The following is a 17,287-nucleotide window of genomic DNA, read 5'->3' on the forward strand; positions in this document are numbered from 1 at the left end:
TATGAATACAAAATTGATGCGGAAGTGGCGGAATTGGTAGACGCACCAGATTTAGGTTCTGGCGCCGCAAGGTGTGAGAGTTCAAGTCTCTCCTTCCGCACCATCATTAGAAACCCAGCTTTTTAGCTGGGTTTTCTTTTATCTGCCTTTCCAATTTGAACACTGCTTCTTGTCTAAAAGCTCAAATATAATCGGAATTTATACTTCCAAACTCACTTGTTAAACTTTCGACCATATACAAAAAATCCAGCCTAAGCTGGATTTTGTCGTTAAGTCATGACTTTATTTGATGTAAAGAGATCAGCTCTTTAACCTAAAAGCCCCAACGCTGAGTTGGGCGCTTGCTTTGCTTGTGCAAGAACAGAACTTGATGCTTGAGTAAGAATCTGAGACTTAGTCAATGCAGTCGTCTCTTTTGCAAAGTCAGTATCTTTGATGCGACTCTTAGACGCATTCACGTTCTCGTTGATGTTCTCAAGGTTATTGATCGCATGGTTGAATCGGTTCTGGAATGCACCAAGCTCGGCGCGGTGGCTATCCACAAACTTCAATGCAGCATCCACAATAGCGACAGACTCTTGAGCACCAGCTACCGACGTAACGTCTATAGTATCAACTGTAACCGCTTGAGCTGCACCAAAGCTTAGTTCACCCGCTAGAGCGCCTCCGAAGGTTGCCGCTCCATCTACCTTATTATTATCGGTAAACAGCTGCAATGTGCCCTCTTCACCAACAGAAGCTTTTACAAGGTCAGTTTGACCATTGATATAAGTCGCTAACTCCTCAATATCATCACCCTCTTTTGCAGTGATAGTGATATTTTGAGCCTCACCAAACTTATCAGTCAACGCAATGGTCAGATCGTTAGCGCCAGCTTGCACAGACCAGTTCTTATCTTGGCCATTTGCTGCCACATAGCTATTACCGCCCATCATGGTATTGTCGCTGCGCATATTATTCATGGTCAGCATTACCGCTTCACCATTGTCAGCACCAATCTGGAATGATTTGGTTGCGAACGTACCATTAAGTAGTTTGTTACCACCGAATGATGTGGTTTCCGCGATTCGGTTTAGCTCATCATTTAAAGCAGTGATCTCTTCTTGAATTGCCACACGCTCAGATTTTGAGTTAGAACCGTTGGCCGATTGTAGCGATAGGTCACGCATGCGTTGTAGGATGTTGGTCGTTTCGTTCATGGCACCTTCTGCTGTCTGTGCCATCGAAATACCATCATTCGCGTTACGTACCGCCACATCTAAACCACGACTTTGAACATTTAATCTATTTGAGATTTGTAGACCCGCAGCATCATCTTTAGCGCTGTTGATCTTAAAGCCCGATGAAAGTCTTTCCATTGATGTTTGCTGCGCTGTCGTTGCACTATTTAGGTAGCGCTGAGCTGTCATTGCAGAAACATTTGTATTTACATTAACCGCCATAGTGGTTCTCCTATTGATTTCCCAAGTGTCGGAGTTTCCGAAAGGTTCCCGACGTCTCGGAAAACCAATTAGTTCTCTCAAAGTACCCTTTATAGCGACGACAAATCGAACAACTTTAATACAAAAAGTGTTTTTTTTAGCCAACAAAGAGCTAAGGCTTTGAAAATATGATCAAACAAATAAATATGAAATTAGATGCTAAAGTTTTGGCGAAACTTGTCGGTGTACGAAGATAACTAAGATCGAGAAAAACCGGCATGGTAATGATGCCAACACATAGTCATTAGAGAGTTGAAATGGGGAATACTAGAAAAGAAAAAGCCCCTTTTCCTTTGAGAGAACCGGGGCTAGTAAGTAACCAATGCCGCTGGAGATCGAGAGAAATGATCGCTGCCTGGTTACTATTTACATAAGTGATTCAGTTATGGGACAGGAGTGAGAGAGAGTCCCACTACCTTATCACTTATGTTTGCCGTCATGCCTTCACTCACCCTACGTCTAGGTTACCGCTAGTGAAGATATTGACTACTACTGCAATAGTGACATTGCAGAGTTTGGCAACTGTTTTGCTTGAGCAAGTATCGAAGTACCCGCTTGTTGCAGAATTTGTGATTTCGTCATCGCTGTCGTTTCTTTCGCGAAGTCAGTATCACGGATACGGCTATTTGATGCCTCTACGTTTTCCTGAATATTCGCTAAGTTATTGATGCTGTGACTCAAACGGTTTTGTTTCGCACCTAAGTCAGCTCGCTGCGAGTCAACATATTTAAGTGCTGCATCAATGATACCTACCGCGTTCTGAGCACCACCAACAGTATTCACGTCGATGTTCTGTACCGTTGTTTGCGCGCCTGGGCCACCAGCTAAACCTAATTCACTCGCAAGACCGCCTGAGATGTTAAGGTTACCCTCTAGGTTTGGCTCAGCAGCAAAGATTTGTAGGCGTCCATCTTGGTCTACAGAAGCAGTAAGCTTGTCAGTCTGACCATTGATGTAAGTTGCCAGTTCTTCGATGTCATCGCCTTCTTTAGCAAGAATATCAAGAGTCACGGCTTCACCATCTTTTGTGGTGAATTCAAACTTAAGATCTTTCGCGGTAGGTGGAACACCCCAATCTTTATCTTTTGCATTCTCTGGTGCAGAGATAAAGCTTGTACCACCCATACGGAAATCGTCCGCACGAACACTGGTTAAGCCCATGATGATTGCTTCACCAGAACTCGCACCGATTTGGAACGATGCCTCACCGAATGAACCGTTAAGCAGCTTACGACCACCAAAAGATGTGGTTTCAGCGATACGGTTAAGCTCATCTTGCAGTGCTGATACTTCTTCATCTAGCGCTTGGCGCTCAGACGCTGAGTTGGTACCGTTCGCTGACTGTAGCGATAGGTCACGCATACGTTGCAGGATAGAGGTCGACTCATTCATCGCACCTTCAGCAGTTTGAGCAATCGAGATACCATCGTTCGCATTTCGCATTGCGACATCAAGACCACGAGACTGAGCAGTTAGACGGTTCGAGATCTGCAGACCTGCCGCATCATCTTTTGCGCTGTTGATCTTTTGGCCTGATGATAAGCGCTCCATCGACGTATTTAAATCGCCGGTTGCTTTGTTTAAGTAACGCTGAGCGGTCATTGCCGACACGTTAGTATTTACAGTTATGGTCATAGTTTGCTCTCCTATTGAGTTCGCAACTGCTTGCGAAGCGGCCAGCTTTGTCTCATTTGGAAGCACTGACCGTAAATGCGTAGCTAAACCGGAAACATCCGATTTAAAACTTGTTGTTTAAACTCTGAACTAACTAATTCAAGTTGTGTGCCAACTTTGAAATAGTATTTAATTAATTTTATTTGTATTAAATATCATTAAGTTAAATCACTCATAGAAATTCAACTTGTCTCTTCTATAAAATACTTCTCGGTAGCGGCAACCACTTTGCCGCCTGTTTTGCCACCAGCCAAATAAATAATTCCGCTAATCGCATTGCTTCTAACTCTTCTGTTCGCACTTATGGCATGGCACATAAGGCAATGAACTAGATGTAGTTAAATAGCGTTAAATCTTTCGTTTTACCAAATGCCTGTTGAGAGGCTTGCAAAGCTCGAGAATTCTCGTTGAACTCAATGATGGCCTCGGCATAGTCCAAATCTTCAAAATTACTTTTTGACTTCGCTAACGTCATGTTGAAGTCATCATGTTGTTCTTCCTGAATATCCAACGTATTCAATCGAGCACCAACATCTGTCCGCGCTTTATTCAAATGAATAAACGCAGCGTGAAACTCTTCCGTTATTTGGTGTAGTTTTGCCGTATTAGATGCATCTGATACAGACCCAGATGAAAGTTCCATCGCCTCTTTGAAGGTATCAAACACGCTATATGTCTCTCTCGGTTCAAGCGTAATCTCATCACCCTTGGTGATCTGGCCTTTAACCTGAATAGTCACGCCTTCAAACTTGATCCCTTCAGCAGGATCAAAGTTGTCCGCTTTGACCACGGCACCATCACGCTCTAATTGATAACCATATTTCCCTTCAGGCATATCAACAAACGTCACCTTGTATGTCGATGTGTCATCTGGGTCAGTGTTGATCGCACGCTCAAGTAGAAGCTCAGAAGCATCTTTAAGATTGTATTGAGGTTCGAAGCTACCAAACGGGTTATCGATCTCCATGAACAGCTTGCTGCCCGGATCATTGATTGCCATCTCTAGGCTGTTTGATATCTTCATTTTGCGCTGATAATCATCGCCCGAGTAACTCACTTCACCACTTTTATCGCGGAAGAATGGTTGGTTCTTAGGCTTAGTCCCAGCGAAGATGTAGTTACCTGACTCATCTTGTACATTGACAAGGTTGAGAAAGTTATTCGCTAGTTCTTGAATCTCTCTGCGTTTAGCCAGTCGGTCTTCTGGTGATAATGAACCGTTGATCATTTCCATTACGGTGCGTTTAGCATCATCAGTAAACTCTTCCGCATTGGAGATGATCACCTCATGGTGCTCAAGGCGGTTTCGCGTTAACACTATCGCATCGGTAAATTGGCGTAGCTGTTCTTTTTGCTGACCAATGTTTTGAATGTAATGTGTCGCTAAAGGGTCATCGCTTGCTTTCATTAACTTCTTACCAGAAGCCAATTGAGCTTGGTTGTGATGTACTTTCGCTTCCGAACGACGGAGGTCGTTTTGCACCGATTGATAATTATGGAAGCTAGAAATTCGATTCAACATTTATGCCTCCTTATCTAAGTGCCAAGATGGTATTAAACGTATCATTTGCTGCCTGCATGATGCGTGAAGAGGCCATGTAAGCCTGTTGAAACTTCATCATGTTGGCTGCTTCTTCATCGAGGTTTACCCCCGAAATCGACGCGACGCGCTCTTGAGCAGATTCTTTCTCCAAGCGGGATACATCCGTTAGCCTTGAAGCTGTCGACATCTGTAAGCCTACATCGGTATTTAGGTTGTGATAAATATCTAAAACCGTCGACTCGCCATCATTCAGCTTTTTATTCGTTTGTATATTCTGCATCTTGAGCAAGTTGCCGTTGTCACCCTCGGAAGGGACAAGGTTTGCCGTAAATTTATCGTTCGGCAATGCTCCGCCAGTTAGCTCAAACGACGTTCCTTGTACCGTGACAGCCCCTGTTGGTGGGTAATCTTGCGGCTGAAGAAGAACTTTGCCCTTAGTATCGGTTACGGCAAACTGCTTCCCATCAGGAGAAATAACGACTTCAAATTCACGTAATGCGCCGGCCTGAGCAATATTGAACTTCGCACTGCCTTGAGCAAACGTAGTCGACGCCTCATAACTTTGTGCGGCAATCGAATTTGGATCGTTAGTTTCCATACGCATTTGCGCAGCACCACTTCGTGTTGGACGAAGAAGAACACGTTCTCCCGAAGCGAGATCTTGTCGAATTTCAATCCGGATACCGTCTAGGCTAATCGCTTTATCCACAACAGGTACGGCAAATTGCTCACCTGAAGGGCGAGTGACATAGTAATCTCCGCCGCTGTATTGGAGAGAATACTCTCCAGATTGGAGTTGACTTGTATCTTCAATGTACACCGCAAGGTCTGCAGTAGAGTCAGAGGCAGTGACTACTCTCGATTCCGCAACAATGTCGGAGTTAACATCGGTAAAAACCAAACCACCAATGTTGCCACGTAAGTCCAAACCTTGAGATTGAAGCTTGTTCACTTCGTAAGAGAAAGAGGTTGCCAATCTGCCTAACTCATCCATCAACTGAGGAATTTTTTCGTCACGCATTGAGAGCATCGCCCCAAGCTTACCGTCAATATCTTTGGTCGTGATGGCTTTAATACCCTTACCTTCAATCATCGCTAAGCGGCGTTGATGAACATCAGGGTAGCCATCTATCATTTTCAGCTCACTTGCCTCAGTACCTGACACTAAGGTGTGGCCATTACCAATATGAATATTGAAGCCTTCAGCGTTTTTCCGAGGCGTCACCGTCACTTTGGTGTATTCCGACAGCTCCGCTACAAGCTTTTCATGGGTATCCATCAGATCATTATGCGGACCTGGCGTTCGCATCATAAGGCGATGTAAGTCTCGGATCTCAACCGCGAGCTGGTTCACGCGCTCAACACCAAGATCGAGTTTTTTATTGGTTACGTCTGATTGGCGGCGAATGGTTTCGTGGAAGTCATTTAGGTTTTGAGTAATAAGACCAGCCTTCTCTAGGACGACTTTACGCGCACCGACATCATTCGGGCTATCAGCCAATGACTTAACACCATCAAACCATTCGTTTAAATTTTCTGGGATTTTCTTGGAAGCGACCGAAGACAGCATACTTGATAGCATTTCTAAATTAGCTTCATCGTCTAACTTATGTGCATAGCTGGTCGTCGACACATTGAGTTCGTTAACGGCAAACTGATCCCACGAGCGGCGAACTTTTTCCACATGCACACCCATGCCATAGGTTTGTCCACCATATTGGCGTGGCATATTTGTGCCTTGTACCACCGACTGACGGCTATAACCCTCTGTATTTGCATTAGAGATGTTATGACCTGTGGTGTTAAGTTGTCTCTGAGCCGTCAGTACGCTTTGCGAACCAAGATTCAGAAGATCAGACGCCATATTGCCCCCAAGAAACCTATATAAATCAGTGTTAACTGAACATTTAAGTTATTAAAAGCAATATCTGTGCCATTTGGGAAAGTTGGAGTGTTTGTAATGTCATCCTCAAGAGTGAGGAACGAGCGAGTTGGGGATCTCTAGAAGAGTGAGCTGATTCCCCTCCACATAACAAAAAACTCACCCGAAGGTGAGCCTATTTCTACATCTGATCGATTTTCGCTTTGACTCTCAATACCTTATCGGCATATTGAGGGTCTGTTGCGTACCCAGCTTTGTGGATGCCATGAATAAAGGCTTCGTTGTTGCCACCATGTCGCAATGCAGTAGTGTAACGCGGGTTTTCGTTTAGGAATCGAACGTAATCATTAAAGCTATCTTCATAGTTCTGGTAAGAACGGAAAGCAGCTTGCTCTTTGACTGGAACGCCTTGGTGATACTCTAACGTTTGTGTCGCAACCTTATCACCACTCCAGCTTCTATCGGCCTTAATGTTAAACAGGTTATTACTGCTGCCACGAGAGTTGTTAATCACCTTCTGACCCCAGCCGGTTTCCAGCGCAGCCTGTGCCAGCAGCAATGAAGAGTCCACACCAAGCGCTCTTGCGGCTTTTTCTGCGTATGGCTGCATTGAAGAAACAAAGGACTCTGGTGATTCAAAACGAGCTGGAGATGTCGGGGCTTCTTGAGCTTGGGTAATTGCAGGGTTCTCAGCACGGTCGCGACGGATACGATCGACTTTCTCCATCATCGATTCAAAATCCGTATTACTCGCTTTGGCGTTTTGGTTTTCAACACTGCCTGAACTAAGCTGAGCGACAATCATATCGGCAAGTCCAAGAGAACCTGAAGCACTCAGCTCACTCGACATCTGCTCATCCATCATTTGACGATAGAACTGCTGATTCTGGCTATCCATCAAACCTGATTCAAACGTAGAGTTCGCATCACGCATCGATTTAAACAGCATCGAGGTAAAAATCGCTTCGAACTGTTTTGCTGCTGCGGTCAATGCCGCTTTTTCGCTGCCTTCGTCACCTTCTACTGCTTGCTGACGAAGTTTATCTAAGCCCGCGATATCGTGAATAAAACCGATGTCATTACCGTTATTGATCATGCCCGACTCCTTTAGATAACAATCAGCTGGCCTTCAATCGCACCGGCTTGTTTCAGTGCTTGAAGAATCGCCATCAGATCGGAAGGTGCAGCGCCGACTTCGTTAACCGCACGTACTAAATCATCCAATGTTAAACCCGGCTCGAATTTAAACATTTTGCCTTGCTCTTCCGTGACTTCGATATCAGTGTCAGGAACAACCACTGTCTCACCGCCACCAAAGGCATTTGGCTGAGATACGTTTAGATTCTCTTTAATCGCAACCGTCATACCACCATGGGTCACGGCAGCTGGTTTCAAGCGAACATGTTTACCCACGACAATCGTACCAGTGCGAGAGTTAACAATGATCTTTGCGCTCCCTTCTGCTGGATTAAACTCAATGTTTTCAATCGCAGATAGGAAAGCCACTCGTTGAGTAACATCACGCGGTGCGCGTACTTTGACCGAAGTGGCATCAACTGCCGATGCCATCTGTGGACCAAGGAAATTATTTACCGCATCCGCCATGCGTTGAGCAGTCGTGAAATCTGATTCAAGTAAGTTGAAAGTAATGTAGTCGCCACGACTAAACGGAGTTGGAATCTCACGCTCGACCATCGCACCATTCGAAATCATGCCTGCTGTCGGGTTATTACCAACGATTTTAGAGCCATCGGCCCCTGTCGCACTAAAACCACTCACCACTAGGTTGCCTTGTGCAACGGCATAGATTTGCCCATCCAGACCTTTAAGCATGGTCTGCATCAATGTACCGCCACGTAGGCTTTTAGCGGAACCAATCGAAGAGACCGTGACATCAATGGTTTGGCCCTGTTTAGAGAAGGCAGGTAATTCGGCAGTAACGATAACTGCAGCGACATTTTTGGTTTTCGGTTTTGTGCCTGGCGGCATTTGGATACCGAAGTTTTGCAGCATTGCATTAAAGCTTTGATCGGTAAAAGGTGTAGACTCGCCAGTACCTGGAAGGCCTGTTACAAGACCATAACCAACCAATTGGTTGCTACGTACACCTGCGACCTGAGAAACGTCTTTGATGCGTGCTGCTTGCGCATGAGTTGCAACAAACAGCAGACTTGTAAGAAGGAGAAACCACTTTTTCATAACCATACCCTTGCTCTAACACAGTGCCAGCTCAATAGTGTGCCAAAAAAGCGGCATCAGCTGGATTTAGAGAGAGACATTAAAGAATCGTGCCAAGAATCCAGGCTCTTGCATATCTTGCTGAGAACCCGTACCAGAGTATTGAATTCTTGCGTTAGAGATGCGATTTGACGCAATAGTATTCTCATAGTCGATATCGTCAGGGCGAATTGTACCGCTTAGACGAATATACTCATCGCCGGTATTCAAGGTTAACCACTTCTCACCTCGAATCACGAGGTTGCCGTTAGCGAGCACCTCAATCACTTCCACAGTAATCGAGCCAGAAATACTGTTACTTTGATTCGCACTCGCATCCCCAGCAAACGTGTTATTGCTGTTCAAGTCATAAGAGAAGTTGTAATCACCAAGATTGAGCTGCTGACCACCAACCGATAGCGGTTCCATAGACGAATCATTACGCTTCGACAGATCCGCATTAGCGCTTTTTGCCGCCTTGGTGTTCTCATCAAGCGTCACTGTGATTATGTCACCGATACCACGCGGCTTGTAGTCATCGTATAGGCTTGATGCACGAGTCGTACTAAACAATGATCCTGTCTCGGCAGCATAATGCTCTGGTTTGTGCATTGGATGAATCGGTGCCCAAGCAGGATCACCTGATACCGGATCATTTCTGCCACGCAGCGTATCAATAATACCTGACTCGTCATCTGAAGATTTATCACCTTCAACGGCATCAACAGTTGTCGTACCTTGTACTACATCCGGTGTTTCAATCGGTGGTTGAAGCATCGTACAACCTGATAATGCTGATAGACCAATCAAGGCAGCTAGTAATCGATTCATCATTTTATCCTCACTCAGCTAGGTTAAAGCTGTTGGTTAACGAAGCTCATCATCTTGTCGACAGCTGAGATGACTTTTGAATTCATTTCATACACACGCTGAGCTTCAATCATATTAACAAGCTCTTCAGTGACATTAACGTTTGAGGTTTCAAGCATCGATTGACGAATATCACCGAAACCATCAAAACCAGGAACACCTTCTTGTGGATCACCACTTGCGCCTGTTGACATGTAAAGGTTTTGACCAATCGGTTCTAGACCACCCGGGTTAACGAAATCAACCGTATTGATCTGGCCAACCACAACGTTGTTCTGCTCACCGCGGATTCGAACTGAAACTTCACCATCCGTACCAATGGTGATGCTTTGTGCATCTTCTGGGATGACAATTTCTGGCTCAAGTGGGTAGCCCGCACCCGACGTTACAATCGTACCTACATCATTAACCGTAAATTGGCCATTGCGTGAGTAGCCAATGTTTCCATCTGGCATCAAAATCTGGAAAAAGCCATCGCCTTCGATCATCATATCTAGGCTGTTGTTCGTCGTTTGGGTATTACCCTGACTGTGAACCTTCTGCGTAGCGACAACCTTTGAACCAGCACCAAGCATCAGACCACTAGGAAGTTCGGTGTTTTGTGAAGATTGACCACCTGGTTGATTAATATTTTGGTAGAACAAATCTTCGAAAACAGCTCGGCTTTTTTTGTAGCCTACGGTTGAGGCGTTGGCCAAGTTGTTTGAAATCGTTGAAATATTGGTTTGCTGGGCGTCTAAGCCCGTTTTACTTACCCATAGTGCCGGATGCATAACCTTCTCCTAAATTCTATTAGCTCATACGAAGCAGAGAATCAGACGTTTTGTCCATCTCTTCTGCCGTGCTCATCATCTTCACTTGCATTTCAAATTGACGTTGCAAGTCGATTAGGCTGGTCATTTCGCCGATAGCATTGACGTTACTACCTTCAATTGCGCCTGTGAGCAGTTTTACATCGGCATCAGCTTCGTATGCCGCATTAGGATCTTTTGCACGGAATAAACCGTTAATGTCTTTGAATAGTGATTGGTTGTTGGTGCGCGTCAGTTTGATACGGTCAACGACTTCCATTGCATCCGCAGGAGCGCCTTGCGGAAGCACAGAGATTGTGCCGTCGTTGCCAATTTCGATCTTACTGACTGGAATAGGGAGCGTGATTGGAGCGTTTGTTTCACCTAACACAAGGTGGCCTGAGCCATTCGTCAGCAAACCATTGGCATCCACTTTAAAATTACCGTTTCGGGTCAGGCCTTCTTGACCTGTTTGATCCAATACAGAGATCCAACCTTCACCTTGAATGGTTACATCTAAGTCACGGCCTGTAGTAATCACACTGCCTTGTTGGAAATTATGTCCTGGACGCTCTGTCATGCTAAATACACGCGTTGGTAAGCCATCGCCGTAAGCTTGCATTGAACGAGCTTGCGCCAAATCAGCACGGAAACCCGTGGTACTGACGTTCGCTAAGTTGTTTGCTCTAAGCTGCAAAGCCTGCATATTTTGCTTTGCGCCGCTCATCGCTAGAAACAGTGCACGATCCATAATTTGCTCCAATAATCACAATTCAGATCAATTAAAGCAATAGACATGCCAAGTTTTTTAAGTGTTATTAATCAACAAATTAGAGGCAAAGAGGCAAGGTATTCGGAAAGATATCTGAAGAAAGAGGCAGTAGCGGCAACAATAGCAAGCTGATCATTGCCACCAGCTTGCTATACAGATTGTTGCGAAATAGCCGATCAAGATTAACGGATTTGCAGAATGTTTTGTTGCGTTTGGTTATGTACTTCTAGAGAGCGAGAGTTCGCTTGGAAGTTACGTTGAGCCGAAATAAGGTCAACCAGCTCTTGAGTCATATCAATGTTAGATTGCTCAAGGGTACCACTACTAATTGTACCAAATGAACCTTTGTTCGATTCACCCCAAACTTTATCACCAGAAGCTTGTGTTGAATCCCACTGAGTACCACCTTTCTTATCAAGGCCTTGCTCATTGGCAACTCGAACTAGAGCGACACGACCAAGAGTAATGTTCTCACCGTTAGAGTAAGTACCTAACACACTACCATTTTCGTCGATATCAACTTTAGTCAAGAAACCCGTTGTCGCGCCGTCTTCATCAAACTTAGTCAATTCAAATGGAGCGGCAAACTGAGTCGCGTCACTAAGACCGAACGAAAGCGTCTGGTTAATATCAGCACCATTTAGGTCAATTGGGTTAGCGCCTGCACCTAAAGGATCGGATACGATGTTTTGACCATTGTTTAAGCTTGCCAATGTACCATCATTGTTAAACTTCATTGTGTGACCAACGTGGCCTGTAGGCGTGGTTGCGTCACCACCAGTGATGTTTAACGGCTTTTCACCCGCACTGTCAGTCACCGTGTAGTATGTCTGCCAAGTGTTCGGCTGAGTTTGATCTTTTAGGTAGTATGTCGTTAGCTTGTACGATTGACCCATCGAGTCATAAATCGTTGAAGAGGTCGAACGGTTGTACGTTTCAGGATCTGAGTAATCAAATAACGCAGGATCTTTCAGCTCACCACCCGCCGGCAGGTTCACACCCACTTCGATGTTTGCTGTTTGCTTAGGTTTACCGAACTCTTTTGGAATATTAAGGGGCGCTGGCTCGTAAGACAGAACATCACCTGTTCCTTTATCTATCTGATAGCCAAGTAGGTATTCATCACTGGCTGTTACCATATAGTTGTCTTTGTTCAAGTGAAACGCACCATTACGTGTCAGTTCGTTTGACGTTGGCGCTAAGCGGTCTTTTGCTACCGCGAAGAAACCCGTGCCACCGATACGCAAGTCCATTGGGTTATTAGTATAAACACTTGAACCTTCATGGAATTGTTGAGCCACTTGTTGCGCTTGTACACCTTGACCAGGTGTCGTTTTAGCGTGTGTGAACAGTGAGTTAGAGTACACATCACCAAACTCTGCACGCGACTCTTTAAAGCCATATGTGTTTGCGTTAGCAATGTTGTTACTGGTTGTATTTAAGTCTAATTGAGCTGCGGATAATCCGCTTAGTGCAACATATGACATTCCAAAATCTCCTATCTAGCTAGCATACTCTCTTTGAGAAGAGTTACGCCTTACCAACTTCTAGTACTTCAGCAAGTCGAACTGGCGACTCGAAGCCAGCCAGATTGAGTAGTACGTTACCATCACCCTTACCAAGGAGAACGCTGTTGACGTTTGCATAAGTCGAAACTTCAAACTCTTTCGCCTCCCCGTCTAGTAAACCCGATGCTCTCACATTGTATTTACCAGCCGGCAATGGATTACCGTTTTGATCTTTGCCGTCCCATTCGACACGGTTATCACCGCCAGGTTTTGAACCTACTTCGAAGGTGCGAACTAACTGCCCCATTGAATCTTCAATTCGAACCATCACGTTGTCGACAGCTTGAGGAAGTTTCATCATGGCAGCCATACCGCCGTCATCATTTTTCACGCCCGCAGCACCTGGTACCAAAACATCACGTCCAACAAGGGAAGATGCCTGTAGTGCCTGATTTGAAGTCATCGACGCATTCAGTGTTTCAAACTGATTGTTCATTTTGCCGATGCCGTCTACGGTTGCGAAAGACGCCATTTGCGCAATCATCTGGTCATTACTAACCGGCTTAAACGGGTCTTGTTGGGCAAGTTGCTTAGTGAGCAATGATAAGAAGTCTTCTTGTTTAAGATCCTGCTTACCTGTTGTCTCGTTCGGCTTATTTTTGTCCTGAAGCTGTTTAAGCTGGTCGATATAGGACAAGCCACTTTGACCAACATTATTATTAATGCCTCCGGCCATATGTTACCTCCTTATCCTTATTGACCCATCTGCAGCGTACGCAGCAGCATTTGTTTGCTTGCATCTGCTACTTGAACGTTCGTCTGGTATGAACGTGAAGCAGAAATCATGTTAGCCATCTCTTCCATTACATTGACATTCGGCTTGTAAATATAGCCTTCGTCATTTGCAAGTGGGTGATCAGGGTTGTACTCCGCACTCAGCGGCTTATCGCTTTCAACAATACCCATGACTTTCACTGGCACGGTATGGTCACGGCCATACTTTGCCTTACTTAACTCAGCACCGAACACAGCATGGCGAGCTTTATAAGTATCTTTCGCTGAGCTAGAGACACTATCCGCGTTTGCTAGGTTACTTGAGGTCGTATTTAGACGAACAGATTCAGCGCTCATGGCAGAACCAGTTACATTGAAGACGTTAAATAAGCTCATCTAATTATTCCCCTTTAATTGCTTTCGTTAAGTTCTTGAATTTACTTCCTAAGAAGTCAAGTGACGCTTGGTGTCTGATTTGGTTTTGCATAAAAAGATTACGCTCTAAATCGACATCAACTGTGTTGCCGTCACCTGTGTCAGGTTGTGTTGGAAGACGATACATTACTTCCCCTGTCACTTGTGTAGAGGCAGCGATGTGCCGACCATCAGTGCGACTAAGACCAATGCTTGCCCCTGATGTTGCCGCCTGCAACGCTTTCTGGAAGTCCATGCCTTTTGATTTGTAACCAGGCGTATTCGACTGTGCAATGTTGGTGGAAATCACCTCTGCATTGCGCTCACGAACCCCCACCGTGTGTTGGTGGATACCTAATGCGTTGTCAAAAGAAATAGCCATGTTGACCTCTACTCAAAGAACTGACCGTTACTATTAAATATAAAAGCAATTAGCGTACCAACTTTTAAATCGAGCTTATTTTGCTTTCCTGTTTACTACAGCAATAACTGCGCCAACTGTTCAGTTAGCATGGTTAGGAGATTAAGATTTTGGAATATCTCAATACCAAGTATACAAGCTATCTCGTCCCCTCCTCCATTTTATTCCCCAAACCGAGGTAACAGTGGCAAACAAAGATAGAGAAAGGATTAAATACGCACCATTTTTCTTAATTGCAGAAACGAAAAAGCCCAGCGCAATACGCTGGGCTATATAAGCAAAGAAAAGTAATTACTTGAGCTTGTAAATGATACCTGGATTACAGCGCACCATTTCAAAACGGTCAGTCAATCCAGTTAAAGACTCTGACGCGCCCAATAGCAGATAACCACCCGGGTTAAGGCTGTTTGCCATCTGATTAAGTACTTTTGATTTCATGTCTGGAGAGAAATAAATCAATACATTTCGACAGAAGATGATGTCGAATTTACCCAACAGTGCATAGCTGTCCATCAAGTTTTGTGGACGGAAGTTTACAAGACGTTTCACATTGTCTTTAACTTTCATACGGCCATCACCCGCATCTTCGAAGAAATTTCGACGACGTTCTGGAGATAGACCTCTACCTAAAGCAAGGTTGTCATATACACCAGCACGACACATATCGAGCATGCTTGCTGAAATATCCGTTGCCGTAATAGAAACACTCGGTAGCATTCCTGGTTTGCGTTGTTGCTGCTCCAATACAGTCATTGCCATTGAGTATGGTTCTTGACCTGAAGAGCTCGCCGCTGACCAAATCTTAATTGGGCGCTTATTTGCAGCAGCTTCTGGAAGCAGTTTATTCGCAAGGACTTCAAACGGATAAGTATCGCGGAACCAAAGGGTTTCATTGGTCGTCATTGCATCTACAGCAGCAACTCTTAGCTCTCGGTTACGTCCGGTAACTACATCTCTTAATAGATCAGAAAGAGACGCCAGCTTAAATTTGGTGACAAGTGGGCTCAAACGGCTTCTAACAAGATACTGCTTGCTATCACCAAGAACGATTCCACACTGTGACTCTAAAAAACGGCTGAAATCACGATACTCTTGATCGCTTATAGTTATTGCTGTCATTAACTTCTCTTTTATTTAGTAAGTGCCGATTTCACTGCATTACCCAGTTCGTCCGGGTTAAATTTGGCGATGAAAGAGTTTGCACCAACACGCTCAACCATTGCTTGGTTAAATACACCACTCAATGATGAGTGGAGAATAACGTACAAATCTTTCAAATCAGGGTGGCGTCTCACTTCTGCTGTCAGTGTGTAGCCATCCATCTCAGGCATTTCAATATCGGAAATAACCAAAGATATTTGCTCGTAAATACTGCCAGTCGCCGCCATTTCAACCAGTTTATCGTAAGCTTCTTTACCGTCTTTCACTGCAACGACTTCAAAGCCGAGCGACGTAATCGCACGCTCTACCTGTTTACGTGCCACCGTTGAATCATCGGCAATCAGAATTCGACGTACAATTTCTTTCTCAGATTCTACCTGAGCAATCTCTTCACTAATGGAAGAGTCCATGGTTTCATCAACTGGTGCAATCTCAGCGAGAATCTTCTCTACGTCGAGAATTTCAACCAATTCGTTGTCGATATTTGTCACAGCTGTCAGGTAGTTAGCCTTACCAGCACCGTCTGGTGGCGGTAGGATTGCTTCCCAGTGCATATTAATGATTCGTTCAACTGAAGTCACCAAGAACGCTTGGATTGTGCGGTTAAATTCAGCAATAACAACAAAAGCTTTTTCAACATCAGTGGTTGGGCGGCCACCAATAGCTAAACTTAAATCAATAACCGAAACTGTATGGCCTCGGATATGAGCGACACCTTTTACTAATGGGTGTAAGTTTGGCATCGAAGTAAGCTTAGGACACTGAAGAACCTCTTTTACTTTAAATACGTTAATCCCATAACGCTGACGCCCCATCAGGCGAAAGGTTAAGAGTTCTAATCGGTTTTGACCGACGAGTTGCGTACGCTGATTCACTGAATCAAGAATACCCGTCATAAGCTCATCTCCATCTCAAACTTCATGTTAAAAACATGGTAATCTACTTTAGGCCATGAAAAACCAGAGAAACAGAATGATATATTCTAAAGCATCATTGTGCTCATTTTCCATAACTAATTGTAGAGCTTTCTATAAAAACTTTCGTAAGTCTATCGGCTTTTTATTCTTTTTCTTTAGTTTTTCAGCACTTTCGGCATCAGAAAGTCAAATACAGCAGATCCAGCTCACAGCCGAAGAATATATAACTACGACCATAGAGTGGCCGGTCGGCGGCACATTGGAGGCCAAAGCAGCCAATATCGATAGCCGAATCTTTGCGACAGACTGCCCTGTGCCGCTGAGTGCATCTTCATCTTCGACCAACGCCAGCGCAAGTAACATAACGGTGCTGGTTGAGTGCCTAGAAGACAATTGGCGAGTGTATGTTCCTGTACGACTAGTCCGAACAGGTCCACAAGTAACCCTGACTGTCCCGCTTTCAAGAGGGCAAATCATCTCTCCGAGTGACGTTACTATTAGTATGGTAGATCTCCAACGCTTTAGGCGGCAAGGGTTTTCCTCAATAGAGGCGGTGGTCGGAGCAAAGGCGAAAAAGAATCTACGTGTCGGAGAAATTGTCGAAGATAGAGATATTTGCGTCGTATGCCGTAATGAAACAGTGACGATCAAAGCCGTCAAGTCAGGTATGATCATCACTACAAAAGGGGTCGCTCTTACAGATGGTTCACATGGTGAGCAGATAAGAGTGAAAAATAGTAAATCCAACCGTATAATTGAAGGACGAGTATCTGGAATATCGGAAGTCACTGTGATCTTCTAGCGATTTTAAAAAAAAGCTAAAGTTCTTACAGTCTATGTCGATATTGACAGTACTAGTTCT

16 protein-coding genes and 1 tRNA gene are annotated in these 17,287 nt (G+C 44.7%); 2 read left to right on the top strand and 15 right to left on the bottom strand.

The window, feature by feature from the left end; genetic code table 11:
• The first annotated feature begins 18 nt into the window (after window positions 1-18).
• Window positions 19-103 (top strand) — tRNA-Leu (locus tag F0231_RS16255).
• Window positions 104-308: 205 nt separating this feature from the next.
• Here F0231_RS16255 and F0231_RS16260 read toward each other — a convergent pair.
• From F0231_RS16260 to F0231_RS16330, 15 genes are all read right to left on the bottom strand, one after another.
• Window positions 309-1,442, bottom strand: coding sequence for a flagellin (locus F0231_RS16260; RefSeq protein ID WP_171760756.1), 1,134 nt, complete (start codon window positions 1,440-1,442; stop codon window positions 309-311).
• Window positions 1,443-1,970: 528 nt separating this feature from the next.
• On the bottom strand, window positions 1,971-3,116 hold the full coding sequence (locus F0231_RS16265; RefSeq protein WP_171760757.1) for a flagellin: 1,146 nt from the start codon (window positions 3,114-3,116) through the stop codon (window positions 1,971-1,973).
• A 367-nt stretch (window positions 3,117-3,483) separates the two neighbouring features.
• Window positions 3,484-4,677 carry a flagellar hook-associated protein FlgL gene (flgL, locus tag F0231_RS16270; RefSeq protein WP_171760758.1) on the bottom strand — a complete coding sequence of 398 codons (1,194 nt, stop codon included), beginning with the start codon at window positions 4,675-4,677 and terminating at the stop codon, window positions 3,484-3,486.
• 10 nt (window positions 4,678-4,687) lie between these two features.
• Window positions 4,688-6,562, bottom strand: coding sequence for a flagellar hook-associated protein FlgK (gene flgK, locus F0231_RS16275; protein ID WP_171760759.1), 1,875 nt, complete (start codon window positions 6,560-6,562; stop codon window positions 4,688-4,690).
• A 199-nt stretch (window positions 6,563-6,761) separates the two neighbouring features.
• Window positions 6,762-7,676 carry a flagellar assembly peptidoglycan hydrolase FlgJ gene (flgJ, locus tag F0231_RS16280; protein WP_171760760.1) on the bottom strand — a complete coding sequence of 305 codons (915 nt, stop codon included), beginning with the start codon at window positions 7,674-7,676 and terminating at the stop codon, window positions 6,762-6,764.
• 11 nt (window positions 7,677-7,687) lie between these two features.
• Window positions 7,688-8,779, bottom strand: coding sequence for a flagellar basal body P-ring protein FlgI (locus tag F0231_RS16285; RefSeq protein ID WP_171760761.1), 1,092 nt, complete (start codon window positions 8,777-8,779; stop codon window positions 7,688-7,690).
• 66 nt (window positions 8,780-8,845) lie between these two features.
• On the bottom strand, window positions 8,846-9,628 hold the full coding sequence (flgH, locus tag F0231_RS16290) for a flagellar basal body L-ring protein FlgH (RefSeq protein ID WP_171760833.1): 783 nt from the start codon (window positions 9,626-9,628) through the stop codon (window positions 8,846-8,848).
• 23 nt (window positions 9,629-9,651) lie between these two features.
• Window positions 9,652-10,440, bottom strand: coding sequence for a flagellar basal-body rod protein FlgG (gene flgG, locus F0231_RS16295; RefSeq protein WP_171760762.1), 789 nt, complete (start codon window positions 10,438-10,440; stop codon window positions 9,652-9,654).
• Window positions 10,441-10,459: 19 nt separating this feature from the next.
• Window positions 10,460-11,209, bottom strand: a complete 750-nt coding sequence (locus F0231_RS16300; RefSeq protein WP_171760763.1) for a flagellar basal body rod protein FlgF — start codon at window positions 11,207-11,209, stop codon at window positions 10,460-10,462.
• A gap of 203 nt (window positions 11,210-11,412) precedes the next feature.
• Window positions 11,413-12,717, bottom strand: a complete 1,305-nt coding sequence (flgE, locus tag F0231_RS16305; RefSeq protein ID WP_171760764.1) for a flagellar hook protein FlgE — start codon at window positions 12,715-12,717, stop codon at window positions 11,413-11,415.
• A gap of 43 nt (window positions 12,718-12,760) precedes the next feature.
• The gene (flgD, locus tag F0231_RS16310) at window positions 12,761-13,474 is read right to left on the bottom strand and encodes a flagellar hook assembly protein FlgD (RefSeq protein ID WP_171760765.1); all 714 of its coding nucleotides are present in this window, start codon (window positions 13,472-13,474) and stop codon (window positions 12,761-12,763) included.
• A 17-nt stretch (window positions 13,475-13,491) separates the two neighbouring features.
• Window positions 13,492-13,908, bottom strand: a complete 417-nt coding sequence (gene flgC / locus F0231_RS16315; protein WP_171760766.1) for a flagellar basal body rod protein FlgC — start codon at window positions 13,906-13,908, stop codon at window positions 13,492-13,494.
• A gap of 4 nt (window positions 13,909-13,912) precedes the next feature.
• Window positions 13,913-14,308: a flagellar basal body rod protein FlgB gene (flgB, locus tag F0231_RS16320; RefSeq protein WP_171760767.1), complete on the bottom strand. Its 396-nt coding sequence runs from the start codon at window positions 14,306-14,308 to the stop codon at window positions 13,913-13,915.
• Between the two features lie 330 nt (window positions 14,309-14,638).
• Complete coding sequence (locus F0231_RS16325) at window positions 14,639-15,466, bottom strand: protein-glutamate O-methyltransferase (protein ID WP_171760768.1); 828 nt, start codon at window positions 15,464-15,466, stop codon at window positions 14,639-14,641.
• Between the two features lie 11 nt (window positions 15,467-15,477).
• Window positions 15,478-16,404, bottom strand: coding sequence for a chemotaxis protein CheV (locus tag F0231_RS16330; RefSeq protein WP_171760769.1), 927 nt, complete (start codon window positions 16,402-16,404; stop codon window positions 15,478-15,480).
• 76 nt (window positions 16,405-16,480) lie between these two features.
• Here F0231_RS16330 and flgA point away from each other — a divergent pair, with 76 nt between their 5' ends.
• On the top strand, window positions 16,481-17,227 hold the full coding sequence (gene flgA / locus F0231_RS16335; protein WP_171760770.1) for a flagellar basal body P-ring formation chaperone FlgA: 747 nt from the start codon (window positions 16,481-16,483) through the stop codon (window positions 17,225-17,227).
• Window positions 17,228-17,287 lie beyond the last annotated feature (60 nt).

Origin of the sequence: Vibrio sp. RE86 (genome assembly GCF_013114545.1) — a bacterium.
Taxonomy (GTDB): domain Bacteria; phylum Pseudomonadota; class Gammaproteobacteria; order Enterobacterales; family Vibrionaceae; genus Vibrio.